The following is an 18,710-nucleotide window of genomic DNA, read 5'->3' as shown; positions in this document are numbered from 1 at the left end:
GTAACAATTCGCTCTTCGTGCATACCTATTGTCCACACTTTAGCTATTCAGACATGATAACAAGCAGCTCTGCATTACATTTAAACTATATTGTATGGAACGTTGAAAGCGATATCCTGACCCTGCCGATCATCGATCACTCCATACGCTGGTATGGACTGTTTTGGTTGTTGGGAATAATATTAAGCTATCAGGTACTTCTGGTTATCTTCAAAAAAGAATACCGGCCAGCCGAACTCCTTGATCAATTAAGTATTTATATCCTAGTGGGAACTGTCATCGGTGCACGTTTAGGTCATATATTTTTTTATGATCCTGCCTACTATCTGAGCCACCCTTTTAAGATATTGGCTATTTGGGAAGGAGGTTTGGCAAGCCATGGTGGCGGTATCGGTATTCTTATCGGCATTTTCTTATTTGCAAGAAAACACAAGCTTTCTTTCCTCTGGGTAGCTGAATAGCACTGGTGGTGCCTATCGCCGGCGCCTGTATCCGTCTTGGAAATTTAATGAACTCGGAAATGATTGGCACGCCGACACATTTCCCCTGGGCTTTCATATTTACACATATTGATCAAATCCCAAGGCATCCTGCACAATTATACGAAGCACTCTATTGCATGCTACTGTTCGTACTACTATACAGCTTATGGAAAAGACCTTTCTTTAGAAATCAAACCGGCAACAGCTTTGCGCTGCTGCTGATTTTACTATTTTCTTTCCGTTTTTTTGATGAGTATTTAAAAATTAATCAGGAACGTTTTGAAGACGCTCTATCGATCAATATGGGCCAGATACTGAGTCTGCCGTTTATCCTGGCCGGATTCATTTTACTGATTGTCAACAGTCGTAACAAAGCTTAGGCCGCTATTTCAGCAGTCCGGATTGAAATGCCACCTTGACCAGTTCAGCAGTATTTTTGACATTTGTCTTTTCGATCAAACTTTGTCGATGTCCTTCAACCGTTCGCTTGCTCAAAAAGATTTTGTCGGCAATCTCCACATTCGTATAACCATCTGCTATGAGCCTAAGGACTTCCATCTCGCGTTCACTAATTTCCAATTCGGGTATTGCCGGATTGGAAAGCACCTGGCCGCTTTTACCTGAGGCAACATGGTCCAACAAAGCTATACTGATCTCCGCACTTATATACTGTCCTCCTTGCGCCACATGTTTCAAGCCAAAAAGTAATTCATTATAATCCACATTTTTCAATAAATATCCTGAAAGACCGTAGCCAAACCCTTCAACAACGTAGTGAATCTGATTCAGCATAGAGAGGATAACAACCTTAATCGAAGCATACTCCCGCTTAACAGCCCGCAACAGCTCCATGCCATCCATATTGTCCATGCTGATATCCGTCAAGATAATATCAGGCAACAATCCATCCCCTATCAACTGCAACGCTTCATCCCCATCCGAAGCTTCACCTACAACTAAAAATTCTTCCTGAGACTCCAATAATAGTTTAATACCATTCCGTACAACCATATGATCTTCAACCAATAGTATTTTAAACTGATTCATCTTTCGTGCATTTAATATCAATAACTTTTCTTAGTCCCATAATGGCTACTTCTGAGTTTGATGCCCTGCTTATCATTGGAAGATAAAACAGCCCGACAAACTAACATAAACCGCATAAATATACAAAATTCCCCACACCTGAGCACTTAAAAACCCCTTTCAGCGACCAGCAGGACTAAAAGGGGTTTTCATTTAAACGCTATGCCAGCAAAGCTTGTGCGACATCAGCGCAGAGATTTAAGTTCAATTAAGGGTGTGATATGCTCCAAGATTGAAAAAGCAACTTCCGCCATCTTATTTCCTTTGTTGTCCAATAGAGGATTTACCTCCACGATCTCGAAACAGACTACCTTTTCTGAACGAATGATCTCTTCAAGAATGAGAACAATCTCTTTGGGCAGGAAACCTTTAGGGACCGGCGTTCCAGTTCCATCTGAAATGAGCTCGCTGTCCATACTGTCCACGTCAAAGGAAATATACAGCATATCGCAATCTCTTAAGCGTTCCATCGCCTCTGCAACGCAGGGCTTAATACCACGTTGCCGCGTTTCCTCAACACGATAATTTTTTATTTCCAGCCGGTTGATGACGATATCCTCTGGTTCCTCCGTGTCGCGAACACCAAAATAGATCAGATGATCCGCCTTAATTTTGCCCACAGGCCCAGCAATGCGTTTGAGTTTATTCCACAACTCCTGAGTCGACTGATCTATTTCATTGATTGAACAGGACAGGTTGTCTTCATTCAGCATGGCTGCCAGCGGCATCCCGTGCATATTGCCGGAAGGTGTGGTGTAAGGAGAATGGATATCCGCATGCGCGTCCACCCAAATGACACCGAGGGTCCTATCCGGATATGCAGATTTGATACCACTGATAGTGCCCATGGCCGAGGAATGGTCTCCTGAAAATACCAACGGAAAGTTGCCGGCCGACAGGCTATCTTCGACGGTAGAGGCCACCTGCTTACATTGTTCATAGATCTGCTGGATATGTTTACCAAAAGGGTGGTTATCATTCTGATAAATGGAGTTGTTGCGCGTGGGTACGTCAACAAAGGGATAGTTTATAAAATATTGGCTGCCCTTGTTGATTGCTGCAATTTCGATTGCATCAATCCCCAAATCCGAACCACGCGTGCCTGCACCAATATCAGATCTATTCTTGATCAGTTCAATCATTTTCTTCATACATCAATTCAGATTACTCAACGATTGCTCAATGATGCCCAGACATGTATTGACCTGGCTTTCTGTAATGACCAATGGCGGTGCCAAACGAATTTTATTGCCGTGCGTCGGTTTTGCCAAAAGACCATTTTCCATAAATTTCAAGCAAATGTTCCACGCCAGATCGCTCTCTTCACTCGCATTGATCACAATTGCGGTCAGTAACCCCCTACCTCTAACCTCCTGTATAAGATCAGATTTGGCAGCAATTTTTCGCAGGCCTTCTAAAAATAAGTTTCCCATCCGTTGCGCATTCTGAATGAGGTCCTCATCCAATACAACTTGAAGTGCCTCCATGGCCACTGCACAAGCCAACGGATTGCCACCATAGGTAGAACCGTGCTCACCCGGCCGGATGCATAACATAATCTCGTCACTGGACAAGACCGCAGACACCGGCAACACACCGCCGGATAAGGCCTTGCCCAATAGCAGTACATCAGGCTTACTGTCGCTGTTTGGGTTGTTTATATCATAGGAAGCCAGCATACTGCCAGTCCGGGCAATACCTGTCTGGATCTCATCTGCAATAAATAATACATGATGTGTATCACATAGCTGGCGTACACGCTTCAAATAATCCGCATCGGGGACCACAATGCCTGCTTCCCCCTGAATTGGCTCAACGATAAAGCCCGCAATTGTAGGATCCTGTTTGAACAGCTGTTCAAGAGCTTCAATATCATTATAAGGCACAAGTAGAATACCTTCCACAAAAGGACCGAAATCATCCGTGGCGGTACGGTCATTTGAAGCAGATATCACAGAAATTGTACGACCATGAAAATTATCTTTGGCAAACACAATTTTCGCCTGATTGGCAGCGACACCTTTTACCTTATATGCCCATTTACGGCAAAGTTTCATCGCCGTCTCCACGGCTTCCACTCCGGAATTCATCACCAAGGCCTTGTCAAACCCGAAGAGTTTGCACATCATTTCTTCAAAGTCGCCTAATCTATTGTTATAGAAAGCACGCGAAGTCAGCGTCAGCTGCTGCGCCTGCCTAGTCAATGCAGCCAGAATACGGGGATGACAATGCCCCTGGTTGACTGCCGAATAAGCCGACAGGAAATCAAAATAAGATCGACCGTCCACGTCCCATACCATGGCACCCTCTCCCCGCTCCAGTACCACCGGTAAAGGATGGTAATTATGTGCTCCATATCTTTCTTCCTTGGCAATAAACGCCATTCCTTTTCCCTGTATATTTACTTTACTCATAATTTTTGATTTTTTTCAATACGAACAAATATACAATTTTTACTTTTTCAACAACAAAATAAGGCAAATTAACACTAAATTAGCATCGAAATATTTAAATTAACTTTAAACCTGTTTACTATGAACGGCATTGACGAATTTGATCTACAGATTTTAAAATACCTTGACACAGATGGCCGCATGGCTTATTCAGCAATAGCCGCTGCGCTTGGGGTCTCCAATACCATGATACACCAACGGATCAGCCGACTCATGGAACAAGGTATATTAACCGGAATTAAGCCCGTATTGGACGAGAAAAAATTAGGTTATGACTGGGGTGCGTTTACTGGACTTAGTCTGGAAAAAGATCACGATTCCGGCCGCATTATTGAAGAGCTAAAGAAAATTCCAGAAGTGACTGAATGTTATTATATCACCGGCAACTATACACTTTACATAAAAATAATCGCCAAAAATCACGAGCATATGCGTAAGCTGCTATATGAAAAAATAGATAACATCCCCGGAATCGCAAAAACCGATTCACTCATCGAATTAGGCTGCGCTTTTAAACGCAATATTATCTTCTGATCTTAAGCTCTAAGGTCTTGAATGGGACATTGAAGGCCTCAGAGCTACTTTCCGATTTTCGCTAGCTCATCCTCCGTCCAATACAATAATTCACGCAATACATAAACGCTGTCATAGCTGCCGAGCCCATCAATGTAGTCCCACAGGTCCCCCTCAACTTTAACCGGCCGGCCATGATGCAATATATCATACCCTTTGTCCAGCCAATTTTGTATCTGTTCTCTATCCATCTTGATATAATTATCTATTTAAAATGATCCTATCAAACTTAAATAAATTGCTTTTCAAATGCAATAGCATTTTGTTTTATGAACAAAGCATGTCTTTTCGTTGTTCTATTAAAATCCACACATATAAACGATTGATGAGCAGGCAGCTAATTTTAAAATAAAATAAGCTATATTAGCAATAAATCAAACATCAAATATTATGGCAGATTTTTTCTACGTAGGCTTAGAAGGAGAAGATGACTTGCTGGAGCTGGTTGCCGTATCCACCATTCAGTCCTTATTATACTTTCAGGACGCTGATCAGGAGGATTTCACTACCATTAAAACTTCTATTGGGCAGAACTTTATCGTCGAAGAGGATCTGATCACTGTCGCTGACACACTGCGGCTGGATCAAACCATTGTACGGTTCACTCCCGGAAAACCAAACTATCAAGATTAGTGTTCTCTTGATAGAACAACACATCAATATATGCGAGCAGTTATCATCGGCGGTTCGGGCGCAACCGGAAAAGCACTTGTCCAATATTTATTAAATTCTGTCGATTTTACGGAAATTGTCTTACTGTTGCGACGTGAGGTCTTTCCTGCGCACCCCAAATTGAAGCAGATTATCGTAGATTTTGGCAAACTTCAGGATGTCGAACGCCTTATTTATGGTGACTTGGCGATTTCCTGCCTAGGGACGACGCGAAAGGATGCCGGAAGTAAGGATGCTCAATGGAAAATAGATCACGATCTCAATCTACATTTTGCCGCCTTAGCCAAAAAGAACGGGATCCCTGTTTTTGTTTTGCTGTCCGCCGTCAATGCAGATGCTGGTTCAAGAATCTTCTATAACCGCATGAAAGGCAGTCTCGAACAACATATCAAAGCTTTAGATTTCAGCAGGCTGATTATAGTGCAGCCCGGCGGCCTAATCCGTCCAGACACCGACCGTGCCGGAGAAAAACTAGCGATAGGTGCTCTGCGGATTTTCAATCGTATAGGCCTTCTCAGGAGCTATGAAGCACTGACAGTGGACCGCGTGGCTTTGGCAATGCTCAGATCAGTGAGTCGCTGCCGTGAGAAAATCAATGTCATCTCTGTCAGCGATATTAAAGACCTCTCCGAATAGTATGACTGTATCTTAAAGCAATTCATAACATTAGCTTAACATCAAGGTAATCCAGACGGGGTAACTTGCGGATTGAAAGAAACTACTATTTACATGAAAAAACACTTTTTATTTCTTTTTTTCCTTGCGGTTATTCAGGTATTCCCAGCCTTCTGTCAAGAGGCGAAATATATCTTTTATCTGATTGGAGATGGAATGGGCTTCAATCAGGTTAATCTTACTGAGATCAATCAGGCAGCGATTCAAAACAAAAACAGTACGGTGCCGTTGGTCTTTACGCAGTTCCCGCACACGGGTTTTGCCTCTACGCACTCACTGTCCAACGGCGTCACCGATTCCGGCGCTGGCGGCACCGCCCTGGCCGTTGGTAAAAAGACCAAAAATGGCGTTATCGGCATGGACAGTAGCGGAACAACTTCCTACAAGAGTATCGCCTATGCAGCCAAAGAACGGGGACTAAAAGTCGGGATTGTGACCAGTGTGAGCATAGACCATGCAACGCCGGCTTCCTTTTATGCCCATCAGCCCGACAGGGATATGTACTATGAAATCGGACAAGAAATTATCCGTTCCAATTTTGATTTCTTTGCAGGCTCCAACTTTTTAAAACCCGAAATGACGTTTGACGGCAAGCAGGCTCCTTCTCTTTTTCCACAACTTAAAAACGCTGGTTACCAAATTCTAAAGGGAAAAGATGCTTATCTAAAGCACAAAGAGAAGTCCGATAAAATTATCCTGATGAACACTGACGGTAGCCCAAAAGAAGCACTAAAATATGCTATTGATCAACAGCCCGGCGACCTCAGACTGGCCGATATCACCGCTGCGGCCATTCAGTCGCTCCAACATCACAATGATAAAGGCTTTTTCCTGATGGTGGAGGGCGGTAAGATTGACTGGGCCTGCCACGCGAATGATGCAGCCACTACAGTGCAGGAGGTACTTGATTTTAACGCGGCGGCAGCTCTGGCTTACGAATTTTACCAGAAACATCCAACGGAAACCCTTATCGTCGTGACAGCGGACCACGAAACTGGCGGCCTTGGAATAGGTAATGGAAGTTCTACTTTAAAAACAAAGTTGCTTTCGGAACAAAGCGTATCGCATAGTGCACTTTCAGCACAGATAGGCGATCTCCGCAACAGCAAAGTTAACGTAACTTGGGAGCAGCTCAAACAGTTGCTAGCTACTCACACAGGTCTATATACTGGCATCAAGGTCAATGAAAACGATGATAAACTATTGCGAGAGGCTTATCAGAAGAGCTTTGTTAACCATCAGAATGAAACAGCAAAGAGCCTGTATGCCAATGACGATAAGATTGCAGCTTTAAGTATTGCTATACTGAACAGAATGGCTTCTATCGCTTGGGCTTCCAATAACCACTCGGCGGCATACGCCCCGGTGTACGCGATCGGTGTCGGAGCTGAGCTATTCAACCACAAAATGGACAATACCGATATTCCTAAGAAAATCGCCAAAGCTGCGCAGCTCAGTTTAGATTAAAAAAAAGACCCCCAAGAGATGAATCTTGGGGGTCTTTTTGAGCCTCTTATCGGGATCGAACCAATGACCTACTGATTACAAGTCAGTTGCTCTACCAGCTGAGCTAAAGAGGCTTTTTAAAGAAGTTTAATGAGTATTACTCGATGAGCCTCTTATCGGGATCGAACCAATGACCTACTGATTACAAGTCAGTTGCTCTACCAGCTGAGCTAAAGAGGCGTTACTTCTTTTCAACCTTCAAAACGTTACCGCTTTTAAGATGCTGCAAATATCGAAAGCTTAGACCAAAAATCCAAATCCCATCTCGCAATTTTTGCACTCAGGTTTTCAAATCGTTAAAAATCAGCATTATTATTTTTATAACCTGAAAATTTGTCATGAAACAATAAATTTCAATGCCATTTTTTCCGTATTAACACCCAAAAACTGAATGGCATCCCAATTGTTATAACAAAACATATCAACAAACTTTAATTAAGATATTTTACGGATGAATTTTAATAACTATACCATTAAGGCCCAGGAGGCCATACAAAAAGCTTCGGAAATTGCTGCTGGTCATCAGCAGCAGGCGATCGAAACTGCTCATATCCTAAAAGCTTTGCTTTCCGTGGACGAAAATGTGGTTAGCCACCTTCTGAAGAAATTAAATGTGAATATTACTTATCTTGGAACGGAACTAGATAAGCAGATTGAGAGTTTCCCGAAAGTCAGCGGTAGCAATATTTATTTGAGTAGCGATGCCAATACTGCCTTGCAGAAAGCACAAGGATATCTTAAAGAATTCAACGACGAATTTGTATCTGTCGAACATCTGCTTTTGGGGATGCTGGCCACTTCGGACAAAACGTCAAGCTTACTGAAAGCACAGGGCGTCACCGAAAAGGATTTAAAGACTGCGATCAAGGAACTGCGGGGCAACAGCCGTGTGACGGACCAAAATGCTGAGGCAACCTATAATGCACTGGGAAAATATGCCCGTAACCTGAACGAGTATGCCGAGTCGGGCAAGCTCGACCCTGTCATTGGGCGTGATGAGGAAATCAGGCGCGTCATGCAGATCCTCTCCCGACGTACCAAAAACAACCCCATTCTTGTCGGTGAGCCCGGAGTGGGTAAGACGGCTATTGCCGAAGGTATTGCTTATCGGATCATCAAAGGTGATGCTCCCGAAAATCTCAAGACAAAAGTTGTGTTTTCACTGGATATGGGGGCCCTAATTGCTGGAGCCAAATATAAAGGTGAGTTCGAAGAACGTTTAAAAGCAGTCGTCAAGGAGGTGACTGACTCCAACGGCGAGATTATTCTGTTTATTGATGAGATCCATACCCTTGTCGGTGCAGGAGGCGGCGAAGGCGCGATGGACGCAGCTAATATTCTGAAACCCGCCTTGGCCAGAGGCGAACTGCGTGCCATCGGTGCCACCACATTAAATGAATACCAAAAATACTTTGAAAAGGACAAAGCGCTTGAACGCCGGTTTCAGAAGGTCATGGTCGAAGAACCTGACACCCAGGACGCGATCTCTATTCTTCGGGGACTGAAAGAACGCTATGAAACCCATCATAAGGTACGTATCCTGGATGAATCCATCATCGCTGCCGTTGAACTGTCGCAACGCTATATTTCGGACCGCTTTTTACCGGATAAAGCAATCGACCTGATCGATGAAGCTGCGTCAAAACTGCGTCTGGAAATGGACTCTGTGCCAGAGGCAGTGGACGAACTGGAGCGCCGCATCATGCAACTCGAGATTGAACGGGAGGCCCTAAAACGCGAAAACGACGACAAAAAAGTCCAGGAACTCTCGGAAAGCATTGCCAACCTGTCGGCCGAACGTGATACCTTGCGTGCTTCATGGCAGGAAGAAAAAAATCTCGTAGACCATGTCAACCAAGAGATTGAAAATATTGAAAATTATAAGCTCGAAGCGGAACAGGCGGAACGCTCCGGCGACTATGGAAAAGTAGCTGAGCTGCGTTACGGACGCATTAAAGAAGCGCAGGAGAAGGTGGAAAGGCTAAAAGCCGAACTTGCTGAAAAGCAGGAAAGCAAGCGTATGCTGAAGGAAGAGGTGACCTCCGAGGACATTGCCGATGTAGTGGCCAAATGGACTGGCATACCCGTAAGCAAAATGATCCAGTCGGAACGTGAAAAGCTTCTTAATCTGGAAGAAGAACTGCACAAACGTGTTGCAGGACAGAACGAAGCTATAGAAGCTATCTCTGACGCAATACGCCGTTCAAGAGCTGGCCTGAATGACGCTAAGCGCCCTATCGGTTCTTTTATATTTTTGGGAACAACAGGCGTCGGAAAAACAGAGCTCGCCAAAGCGCTTGCCGAATTTCTGTTCGATGACGAGCAGTCGATGGTGCGTATCGATATGTCCGAATACCAAGAAAGACATGCCGTGTCTCGCCTTATCGGTGCGCCTCCCGGATATGTTGGTTATGATGAAGGCGGTCAGTTGACTGAAGCTGTCCGAAGACGCCCCTATTCTGTGGTGCTATTGGATGAAATTGAAAAGGCCCACCCAGATGTATTTAACATCCTTTTGCAGGTACTTGATGATGGACATTTAACAGACAACAAAGGGCGTACTGTCAATTTCAAGAATACGATTATTATTATGACGTCCAATACCGGCTCGCATGTCATTCAGGAAAATTTCAGTCATTTGCGGGAAGACTATAAAGATGAAATCATTGCGAAAACTCGCAACGAAGTTTTCGAACTCCTCAAACAGTCGATCCGTCCAGAGTTCTTAAACCGTATCGATGAGGTCATTATGTTCACACCGCTGAGCAGGGACGAAATCGGCGATATCGTTCGTCTGCAGTTCGCCCATGTTCAAAAACAACTGGCTGAACAAAATATCTTTATCACAGCATCCGATGAAGCCATGGACTGGCTGGCCCAGCTAGGGTATGATCCAGTATATGGTGCAAGACCGCTGAAACGTGTGATTCAAAAACGTATCCTTAATGAGCTCTCCAAGGAGATCTTATCAGGGAAAGTAAGCCGAGATTCGGTCATCCGGCTGGATGTTTTCAATGGGAAATTTGTCTTCATTAACAAACAGGAAGCATAAAAAAAAAGCGTTGCTATCGCAACGCTTTTTTTTTATTTTATAAAGAGTCAGTCTATACCATTCACTGACTTCAACAGTTTCTTTACATCATCTTCCCCGTCCAGGTGCTGCAACAAGGTCTTTGTTTTGGCATCATATACATACAGCGAAGGATAATTCGTAGGATTAAACTTTTCAATAAACTGTGTGCCCGGATCAAATAAAAATTTCACATTCGGGGCGTTCCTTAGTGGCTTGGCATGCATATTTATAAAACCGTCCACATAAGGTTTATCGTTCATGGAGATAAAGTAAAAATGGACGTTTTTAAATCTGGGCAAATTCTGGGCGATACCCGCGCCCATTTTCTGGCAATGTCCGCAACCCGGATCGTAAAAATCAAGCACGATATAACCTGCCTTAGGCAACTTATCCGAACTGAACCGGCCAGCCTGATAGACCTCGCCAAAGGAAAAAGCCGGCAATACTTTAGGCGCCTGAGCAAACAGCGGTTGAAGAATAAAAAACAGACCAACAAAAAAAAGCAAACGGAACAACTTCATATTAAAGAATTTTAAAGCAACAATGAATAATGCATTAATTTTACTCAATTATACTTAAAAAGGCGCTTCCATCTGTCATTATATTAGTTTTTTTACAAAAAATGCGTAAGTTTGAACTAATTTTTAAATCGATCAAATCTATAAATATCCAATAATCGTGAAAAAACGAATTGCCATTTTTGCTTCAGGTTCAGGTTCCAATGCACAGAAAATAATGGAACATTTTAAATATTCAGATGAAGCTGAGGTCGCTCTAGTTCTCTCCAATAATCCAGATGCCTACGTTATTCAACGGGCAGATAATTTTGAAATACCTTCCCACATATTTGATCGTAACGAGTTCTATAACACCGACAATGTCGTAAATATTCTTAAGAATCTCAATATAGATCTTATTGTCCTGGCGGGATTTCTCTGGCTGGTACCTTACAACCTGCTAAAAGCTTATCCAAACCAAATCATCAATATCCATCCTGCTCTCCTTCCGAAGTATGGTGGTAAGGGTATGTATGGCGACCATGTACACAAAGCTGTACTGGCTAACAAAGAAGAAGAGCATGGTATCACTATCCACTTTGCTAACGAACATTTTGATGAAGGGGAGATTATATACCAGGCGCGGTTTAAAATTGATCCCAGTGACACCCTGGACATCATAAAATTTAAAGGACAGCAACTCGAACATCAGCATTTTCCGAAAGTGATCGAAAATCTTCTTAAAAAAATGTAAAATCGGCATTTTTATTTAGAATTATTTTAAACAAATAGTAACTTTGCCCTATGAACGAAGTTATTGAGTCTGTTGTAGAGCACGACCAAATGGACAGCAAGGCAAGCCCATTTCAATTTAGAAGTGCGGCATTGCATCCGTTTTCCGACTTTTCCTGCGTGTGTTTTAAAAAATGCTGTAAGAAATACAAAGAAGGAAAACGCTGCAAAAAATGTCCCGGAAGAAAAAAATAGTTACGGCTGGGGATTAATGTTCCAAATAATTCAGGTCTTTGTCAAAGCTCTCTTCCAGCTGTGTCAAAGAATAAATGGCAATACCGGAAAGCAACAATACCATGGCTATTGCTGCAGGTACGATACCAAAAGAATTGACCAAAAGTCCGTACAACATGGTCGAGGGGATCAATGCCCCCCTGACAAAATTGGGCGCTGTCGTCGCCACAGTCGCCCGTAGATTGGTACCAAATTGTTCTGCTGAAATCGTGACGAAGGTAGCCCAATATCCCACTCCCAGTCCCATCACAAAAGCCAGCATCAGAAATTTATTTGCCGAAATACCGTTACTGAAAAGATACCATAACGAACTGCCAATAATAATCAGCTGACAGATGAAAACAACTTTTTTGCGGGATTTTAATACCTGCGCAAAAACACCCGCGAGTACATCCCCGATCGAAATGCCAATATAGGCAAACATTACCCCCTTGCCAGCGCTCAGCGTCTCTGCCGCACCCAGTGCTTTTCCGATTTCAGGGGCCTGCGTAACCAGTACGCCTACCACAAACCAGATGGGAAGCCCAATACATAGGCAATTCATATAGCGCTTCAAACGGTTTCTGTCGGTAAAAAGCATTCGGAAATCGCCCCTGACAACCACCTTGTCGGCTTGCTCCTTAAACAAACCGGATTCAAATGAACCCACACGCAGCAAGAGCAGTAATAGCCCCATGCCGCCGCCGACGAAATATGCTGTACGCCAATTGTACACTTCGGAAACAAAGTAGGCCAAAATAGCCCCCAACACACCGACACTCGCAACAAGCATGGTACCGTAGCCCCGTTTGGATTTATGCATACTTTCTGAAACCAACGTAATTCCTGCGCCCAATTCTCCAGCCAGTCCTATTCCGGCAATAAATCGGATCATCCCATACATCAGCACATCATGTACAAAACCATTCGCGATATTGGCAAGCGAATACATCAGAATAGAACCAAACAGCACTCTCAGGCGACCAAACTTATCGCCGATTATCCCCCATATAATCCCGCCTAATAACAGTCCACCCATCTGCATATTGAGCACAAACTCACCTTTGACCCGCATCTCCTCAGCCGGCACTCCAATATCCGTAAACGACTGTATCCGCACAATCGAAAAAATAATAAGATCATAGATATCGACAAAATAGCCCAATGAAGCGATGGTAACCAATAACCACACTTTTTTGCTTGTCGTCTGTTCGTCTCTCTGTGTTGACATTTTAGGTTCTTTTGATCCCGTAAAAATACCATAGTGCAACAAGAAAACCAAGATTTCAGGGAATAATCGCCTACATTCTGTTACTTTTGTATCATGAGATACAGTCCCCTTGCACTTACATGGCTATTACGCGTCTATCCGCCCTTTCTTTTTCAGGGCATCTGGGTCAAAAAAATCAGTCCGGGATTTAAAGGCGCAGAAGTAAAAATTTATAAAACATTATTTAACATCAACACCAACAAAACTCTCTTTGGTGGAACCATATTTGCTGCTGCCGACCCGATATTTCCGATCTTGCTCGATCAATATCTCCAAATGACCGGATTTAAAAAGACCGTCGCCTGGCTCAAATCTTCAACGATTGAATTTAAAAAGCCCGGAAAAACCAGTTTGAGCTATAAGGTGGAACTTCCGGATCAGCTCTTGTCCGAATGCACCGAGGCGATTCGTAGCAGAGGGAAGATCGTCAAAAATTTCAGTCTGGAGATAAAGGATCGTTATGATGAATTATGCGCAGTCGTACGTTGTGAGACTTATATTCGTGACCTGAATTTTACATTCCCACCAAGAAATCGGGAGGCAGGACAATAAGAAATTGATATCTTTGTCCAATCACCAAATAAATAGAAACATGAAGAAAATCGCTTTCATGGCTATCGCGTCCCTGGCAATAGCGGCATGTGAAAACGCGGGTACCAACAAAGTCAAAGCCCTGCAAGATTCAACGATCAAAATCCACGATGAGATCATGCCTCAGATTGCTCACTTTGACCGTGACGCCATCAAAATAGATTCCATCCTGAACAATTTAAAGTCCATTAAAGCAGCGAACGCGGGGCTGGATACGGCTGACGCCCGAAAAGAGCTCAGTATACTGAAAGCTAATCTGGAGAGTGCAACTGATCATATGATGGATTGGATGAAGGGCTACAATCCTGATACGACAGATACCAAATATTTTGAAGTTGAACTGCAAAAGGTAACCGACATGAAGAAGATATTTGACAATGTTGCTAAAGAAAGCCAGGAAAAATTAAAGAACTTTTAACGATGAAATCCATTTTTAACTTTTGTTGCGCTGCAAGTCTATTGTTGGGTTTCTTTTCATGCAAAAACAACAATCAGACTAGTTTACCGATCTACGGCGAACGTGAAGCCGTCGAAAAAACCGTTGATGGCAAAAAAGTAGTAGACACCATTTATCATACCATACCTGCCTTCAGCTTTTTAAATCAGGACAGTGTGATGATCTCCGAGAAAAACTTTGAAAATAAGGTATATATCGCCAATTTCTTTTTCACGCATTGCCCAAGTATCTGCCCGACGATGAACCGTAATCTGCTGAAAATCTATGAACAATATAAAGACAACGATGCCGTACGCTTTCTTTCACACAGCATAGATTTTAAGTATGACCAGCCTCATGTCCTGAAAGATTACGCCAATAAACTTGGCGTGAGCAATGACCATTGGCAATTCGTTTCGGGCACCAAAGCATCCATATACGGCATTGCCAATGACTATTTGGTGTATACAGCCGAGGACAAAAACGCTCCTGGCGGGTATGATCATCAAGGCTATCTGGTATTGGTAGATAAAGATAAACGCATCCGTGGGGCCTATGACGGCACCAATGATGAACAGGTGCAAAAGTTACTGAACGATCTGCCCAAGCTACTGAACGAAAGCAAAAAATAACATGCGTACACTTGTAACGACCTGCTGCACTATTGGTTTCCTGCTGCTTATGTTCGTCGGCTGCCAAAACGAGGTTGATATCAAAACTGCCCAATATGCGGTGAATGGCCAAAAAGTATATGTGGCACATTGCCAAAATTGTCATGGCGAAAGCGGCGAAGGTCTCGGCACCCTCTACCCGCCCCTCACTGACAGCAACTTCCTGTCGGCAAACCGTCAGAAGCTGCCCTGTATCATCAAAAATGGCACCAGCGGAGAATTGGAAGTGGCAGGGAAGAAATTTAATAACAGCATGCCCGCTTCAAATCTTTCCAACGTAGACATCGCTTACGTACTCACCTACATCAATACCAAGATCAATAAGGGAAAGGAAATTTATCCTGTTGAAGAGGTGGAAAAGCAATTGAAAAATTGTCAATAAAAAAAGGAACTTTTTAACAAAGTTCCTTTTTTTATGGGAGGCCTATCAATTTTTGAAAAAATAGTCGTGGATGGCAAAACAATTTGAACCTTTTTTCCTTATTGTATTGTTGGCTTGGAGTGGCTTTTAGGATTTATTGATTTATAACAATAATTTGACATTTTGACACCAATTTAATCGCTAATTTTGCAACCGAATGAACGTTCGATTGATGAATTCAAATGAAAAAATTGCAGCTGTTTTTGCTGCCACACTTAAACTGATACACACCAATGGCTTCCACGGGACGCCGATGAGTAAAATTGCTCAGGAATCTGATGTTGCGATAGGAACGATTTACCATTATTTCCCCTCCAAAGATGACCTGATTTTCGCGCTGTTTAAACATTGCCGTTCTTTATTGAACGATTATATTTTTGACGGGATCAAAGATGATTTTGATTATAAAGCGTCTTTTTTTCATGTGTGGCGCAATTTCGTTCAATTTTATCTGGAAAACGGGCCGATATTCAGTTTTTTTGAGCAGTTTTTCTCTTCGCCCTACTACGAAAAGAACAAGGCAGAAATACAGGAACCTGTAGGTGGCCAGAATAAGGTAGTGGACTTTCTGCAGGAAGGTATTGATCGAAAAATTTTGAAACAGGTAAATGTACACCTTCTGGTAGCCAGTTATATTGGTGTAGCGTTGTCGACAGTGCATAGCATCAAATTTAAAGACCTTCAATTTTCCGAGCAAAATATGGAGGAACTGATGGAAATAATCTGGGATGGCGCTGTTAATAGAAATAAAATAATTAATTAGATATATGAAGTTCAATAAAATCGTATATTCCTTAGTGACCTTGTCGCTGCTGAATAATACAGGATTTGCTCAACAGCAGTCTGAAAGCTTGCCGCCAAATGCGACCCTTCAGCAGCTGATAGATTACGCGCTGCGAAATAAGATTTCGATCAGACAGGCACAACTTGATGAATCAATCGGCGAAAAGGATATCGATATTTCGCTTTCCGGCTGGTATCCTCAGATCGGCTTAACCGGCAACTTTAATCATAACGTAAAACTGCCAACCATGTTTTTTAATGGGGCCAACATTCCCATGGGAACCAAAAATAGCAGTGCGTTAACCTTACAGGCAGACCAGCAACTTTTAAATCCAGCCTTAATGCAGGCCAAGAAAGCCGCTGAACTGATTCGACTGGGCAATAAGCAGAACACAGAAAGCCAAAAAATTGACGCTGTTGTTGACGTCAGCAAAGCCTATTATGATATCTTGACCTCAGAAGAGCAAATCAAGATCGTTCAGGAAAATATTGCACGTCTTCAAAAACAATACAATGACGCTCATGCGCGCTATGAAGTTGGTGTTGTAGACAAAACGGACTACAAACGTGCGCAGATTGCTTTGGCAAACGCCAGGGCAGATGAAAAACGTACGGTTGAACTACGTAAATATAAGTACGACTATCTCAAACAGCTCCTCGCGCTGGACAAGACGCAGAACCTGACGTTGTCATTCAATAATGCCAATATGGAAAGTCAGATACTATTGGATACCACTGCAGGTGTCAACGTTACAAACCGTATTGAATTTCAACAATTGCAGACTTCTAAGAAAATCCAGGAGCTTAACACGCAATATTATAAATGGACTTATCTTCCAAATGTCAGCGTGTTCTACAATTATGCGTTCAACTATAGAAACAATAGCTTCGGCAAATTGTATAACGACAATATCCCGAGTTCAGTAGCTGGTTTAAATCTTTCGCTTCCCATTTTTCAGGGATTTAAACGGAAGCATCAGATCAGTCAGTCCCGATTGCTGGAAGAACGCATCGACTGGGATATCAAAAATCTGGAAACTGCGGTAAATACAGAATATTCCTTAGCGAAAGCCACGTATAACGCTAATTTGAGTGATTGGAAAACGGCGAAAGAGAATGTGGACCTGTCAAAGGAAGTGTATGAGACGATCAAATTACAATACGACGAGGGAATCAAAACCTACCTTGAACTTATGACAGCAGAAACGGATCTTAAGACAACTCAATTAAACTATCTAAATGCATTGTATTCCCTCTTGGCGAGCAAATTGGATGTTCAAAAAGCAGTCGGCGCAATTCAGACAAATTAATCAACTAACGGAAACTAATACAATCATGAATAAAAGACAATTATTATTCGCTTTCTTCCTTGGGACGGCTTTAGTATGGACCTCTTGCGGAAATAAAGATGCAAACAAGCAAGGTGCAGCACAGGCACCTGCTGAGAAGGTCGTTCCGGTTACCTTCGGCGTAGCATCACATGAGATTGTGACGGGAACGGTGAGTTACCCTGCGACAGTCAAACCGTTGAACGAAGCAGACTTATTTGCTGAAGTAAGCGGTTATATCACCAAAATATATGTATCAGACGGTGCGGTCGTCTCTAAAGGGCAGGCACTTTATGAAATTGACGGCACACGCTATAGTGCAGCAGTACAGCAAGCTAAAGCAAGCCTTCAAGTCGCACAAACCGAACTTGACCGTCAAAAAAGAGACCTTGCCAGATATCAGGCACTTGCGGACAAAGATGCGATCGCAAAACAAGTCTATGACAATGCCGTGTCTAATGTGGCCGCTTCGCAAGCACAGGTGGAATCTGCACGTGCCGCATTGGTAACAGCCAACACCAACCTGTCTCGTTCTACGATCCGGGCGCCATTTGCCGGAACAGTAGGGATATCGCAGGTTCGCCTAGGCGCTTTGGTCAATCCGGGTACTACCTTACTGAATACGTTATCGTCGACCAGCCCGATTGCGGTGGAATTTCAGGTCAATGAAAAAGACATCAATAAGTTTGTGCAACTGCAAAACAGCCGTTCGTCATCGGATCTTTCCCTCCTCCTGCCCGACGGCAGCAACTATGAGGGTAAAGGCTCTATTACCACGATCGATCGTGCTGTGGATCCAGCGACAGGAACAATCAAAGTAAGAGCAACTTTCCCGAACAATGCCAACGTGTTAAGAGCTGGCATGAACATCACCATGAACGTATCTTCTACGTCAGCCACAGAAGAAGTGGTGGTCCCGTATAAAGCGATTTTCGAACAGCTGGGTGTATTTAACCTGTACACCGTTAACGATAGCAGCAAAGCCGAGATCCGCCAAGTAAAACTAGGTATTAAAGCTGGCGATAAAATTGTGATCAAAGAAGGTGTTAAAGATGGAGAGAAAATCATCGTCGATGGCGCCATGAATGTCCAGAATGGTGTTAAAGTTGTCGATGCCACCGTCGCTGCCCAACAAGCTGCAAAAGGTGCTCCACAAGGAAAATAACAGCATAAATTTTAAAGAGAATC

Annotated in this window: 21 protein-coding genes and 2 tRNA genes; 15 read left to right on the top strand and 8 right to left on the bottom strand. The window is 43.1% G+C overall.

Going from position 1 to position 18,710, the window contains the following annotated elements; translation table 11 throughout:
- Positions 1-53: 53 nt before the first annotated feature.
- Both FGL37_RS25975 and FGL37_RS25970 read left to right on the top strand, forming a co-directional pair.
- A complete protein-coding gene (locus FGL37_RS25975) occupies positions 54-461 on the top strand; it encodes a prolipoprotein diacylglyceryl transferase family protein (protein ID WP_262709472.1) in 408 nt (135 codons plus the stop codon).
- Positions 462-508: 47 nt separating this feature from the next.
- Positions 509-862, top strand: coding sequence for a prolipoprotein diacylglyceryl transferase (locus FGL37_RS25970; protein ID WP_317132247.1), 354 nt, complete (start codon positions 509-511; stop codon positions 860-862).
- A gap of 4 nt (positions 863-866) precedes the next feature.
- Here the strand turns inward: FGL37_RS25970 and FGL37_RS19775 are convergent, their stop codons facing one another.
- The 3 genes from FGL37_RS19775 to rocD all read right to left on the bottom strand — a co-directional run bounded on the left by FGL37_RS19775 (position 867) and on the right by rocD (position 3,982).
- Positions 867-1,529 carry a response regulator gene (locus FGL37_RS19775; protein ID WP_037532963.1) on the bottom strand — a complete coding sequence of 221 codons (663 nt, stop codon included), beginning with the start codon at positions 1,527-1,529 and terminating at the stop codon, positions 867-869.
- Between the two features lie 224 nt (positions 1,530-1,753).
- Positions 1,754-2,719: an arginase gene (locus FGL37_RS19770; RefSeq protein ID WP_028069528.1), complete on the bottom strand. Its 966-nt coding sequence runs from the start codon at positions 2,717-2,719 to the stop codon at positions 1,754-1,756.
- Between the two features lie 3 nt (positions 2,720-2,722).
- Positions 2,723-3,982 carry an ornithine--oxo-acid transaminase gene (gene rocD / locus FGL37_RS19765; protein WP_037532960.1) on the bottom strand — a complete coding sequence of 420 codons (1,260 nt, stop codon included), beginning with the start codon at positions 3,980-3,982 and terminating at the stop codon, positions 2,723-2,725.
- A gap of 120 nt (positions 3,983-4,102) precedes the next feature.
- On the opposite strand from rocD, the gene FGL37_RS19760 reads away from it, so the two are divergent.
- Entirely contained in the window at positions 4,103-4,555 is a 453-nt protein-coding gene (locus FGL37_RS19760) for an Lrp/AsnC family transcriptional regulator (protein ID WP_028069526.1), read from the top strand.
- Between the two features lie 44 nt (positions 4,556-4,599).
- On the opposite strand, the gene FGL37_RS19755 is transcribed toward FGL37_RS19760, so the two are convergent.
- A complete protein-coding gene (locus FGL37_RS19755; protein ID WP_028069525.1) occupies positions 4,600-4,785 on the bottom strand; it encodes a hypothetical protein in 186 nt (61 codons plus the stop codon).
- Positions 4,786-4,984: 199 nt separating this feature from the next.
- Here FGL37_RS19755 and FGL37_RS19750 point away from each other — a divergent pair, with 199 nt between their 5' ends.
- From FGL37_RS19750 to FGL37_RS19740, 3 genes are all read left to right on the top strand, one after another.
- Complete coding sequence (locus FGL37_RS19750; protein ID WP_028069524.1) at positions 4,985-5,227, top strand: hypothetical protein; 243 nt, start codon at positions 4,985-4,987, stop codon at positions 5,225-5,227.
- A gap of 30 nt (positions 5,228-5,257) precedes the next feature.
- Positions 5,258-5,902, top strand: coding sequence for an NAD(P)H-binding protein (locus tag FGL37_RS19745; RefSeq protein ID WP_028069523.1), 645 nt, complete (start codon positions 5,258-5,260; stop codon positions 5,900-5,902).
- Positions 5,903-5,995: 93 nt separating this feature from the next.
- Entirely contained in the window at positions 5,996-7,408 is a 1,413-nt protein-coding gene (locus FGL37_RS19740; RefSeq protein ID WP_028069522.1) for an alkaline phosphatase, read from the top strand.
- 40 nt (positions 7,409-7,448) lie between these two features.
- Here the strand turns inward: FGL37_RS19740 and FGL37_RS19735 are convergent.
- Positions 7,449-7,521, bottom strand: a tRNA-Thr gene (locus tag FGL37_RS19735).
- A gap of 33 nt (positions 7,522-7,554) precedes the next feature.
- A tRNA-Thr gene (locus FGL37_RS19730) sits at positions 7,555-7,627 on the bottom strand.
- 271 nt (positions 7,628-7,898) lie between these two features.
- Between FGL37_RS19730 and clpB the strand changes: the two genes are divergently transcribed.
- Positions 7,899-10,499: an ATP-dependent chaperone ClpB gene (clpB, locus tag FGL37_RS19725; RefSeq protein WP_028069521.1), complete on the top strand. Its 2,601-nt coding sequence runs from the start codon at positions 7,899-7,901 to the stop codon at positions 10,497-10,499.
- 47 nt (positions 10,500-10,546) lie between these two features.
- On the opposite strand, the gene FGL37_RS19720 is transcribed toward clpB, so the two are convergent.
- Positions 10,547-11,041 (bottom strand): TlpA family protein disulfide reductase, encoded by a 495-nt coding sequence (locus FGL37_RS19720; protein ID WP_028069520.1) that lies wholly within the window; start codon positions 11,039-11,041, stop codon positions 10,547-10,549.
- 157 nt (positions 11,042-11,198) lie between these two features.
- Here FGL37_RS19720 and purN point away from each other — a divergent pair, with 157 nt between their 5' ends.
- Positions 11,199-11,771, top strand: coding sequence for a phosphoribosylglycinamide formyltransferase (purN, locus tag FGL37_RS19715; protein ID WP_028069519.1), 573 nt, complete (start codon positions 11,199-11,201; stop codon positions 11,769-11,771).
- Between the two features lie 246 nt (positions 11,772-12,017).
- Here the strand turns inward: purN and FGL37_RS19705 are convergent, their stop codons facing one another.
- A complete protein-coding gene (locus FGL37_RS19705; RefSeq protein WP_028069518.1) occupies positions 12,018-13,253 on the bottom strand; it encodes an MFS transporter in 1,236 nt (411 codons plus the stop codon).
- 93 nt (positions 13,254-13,346) lie between these two features.
- Here FGL37_RS19705 and FGL37_RS19700 point away from each other — a divergent pair, with 93 nt between their 5' ends.
- The 7 genes from FGL37_RS19700 (at position 13,347) to FGL37_RS19670 (ending at position 18,687) form a co-directional block, all read left to right on the top strand.
- Positions 13,347-13,844 (top strand): DUF4442 domain-containing protein, encoded by a 498-nt coding sequence (locus FGL37_RS19700; protein ID WP_028069517.1) that lies wholly within the window; start codon positions 13,347-13,349, stop codon positions 13,842-13,844.
- A gap of 40 nt (positions 13,845-13,884) precedes the next feature.
- Positions 13,885-14,301: a hypothetical protein gene (locus tag FGL37_RS19695; RefSeq protein WP_037532943.1), complete on the top strand. Its 417-nt coding sequence runs from the start codon at positions 13,885-13,887 to the stop codon at positions 14,299-14,301.
- A gap of 2 nt (positions 14,302-14,303) precedes the next feature.
- Positions 14,304-14,951 (top strand): SCO family protein, encoded by a 648-nt coding sequence (locus tag FGL37_RS19690; protein ID WP_028069515.1) that lies wholly within the window; start codon positions 14,304-14,306, stop codon positions 14,949-14,951.
- A gap of 1 nt (position 14,952) precedes the next feature.
- Positions 14,953-15,372, top strand: coding sequence for a c-type cytochrome (locus FGL37_RS19685; RefSeq protein ID WP_028069514.1), 420 nt, complete (start codon positions 14,953-14,955; stop codon positions 15,370-15,372).
- Between the two features lie 211 nt (positions 15,373-15,583).
- A complete protein-coding gene (locus tag FGL37_RS19680; RefSeq protein WP_160169481.1) occupies positions 15,584-16,174 on the top strand; it encodes a TetR/AcrR family transcriptional regulator in 591 nt (196 codons plus the stop codon).
- Between the two features lie 4 nt (positions 16,175-16,178).
- Positions 16,179-17,504, top strand: a complete 1,326-nt coding sequence (locus FGL37_RS19675) for a TolC family protein (protein WP_028069513.1) — start codon at positions 16,179-16,181, stop codon at positions 17,502-17,504.
- Positions 17,505-17,529: 25 nt separating this feature from the next.
- Positions 17,530-18,687 carry an efflux RND transporter periplasmic adaptor subunit gene (locus FGL37_RS19670; RefSeq protein ID WP_028069512.1) on the top strand — a complete coding sequence of 386 codons (1,158 nt, stop codon included), beginning with the start codon at positions 17,530-17,532 and terminating at the stop codon, positions 18,685-18,687.
- The last annotated feature ends 23 nt before the right edge of the window (positions 18,688-18,710 follow it).

This window comes from Sphingobacterium thalpophilum (assembly GCF_901482695.1).
Taxonomy (GTDB): Bacteria; Bacteroidota; Bacteroidia; order Sphingobacteriales; family Sphingobacteriaceae; genus Sphingobacterium; species Sphingobacterium thalpophilum.
The sequence above is the reverse complement of the archived record's forward strand: the minus strand, read 5'-3'. Positions and strand labels throughout refer to the sequence as shown.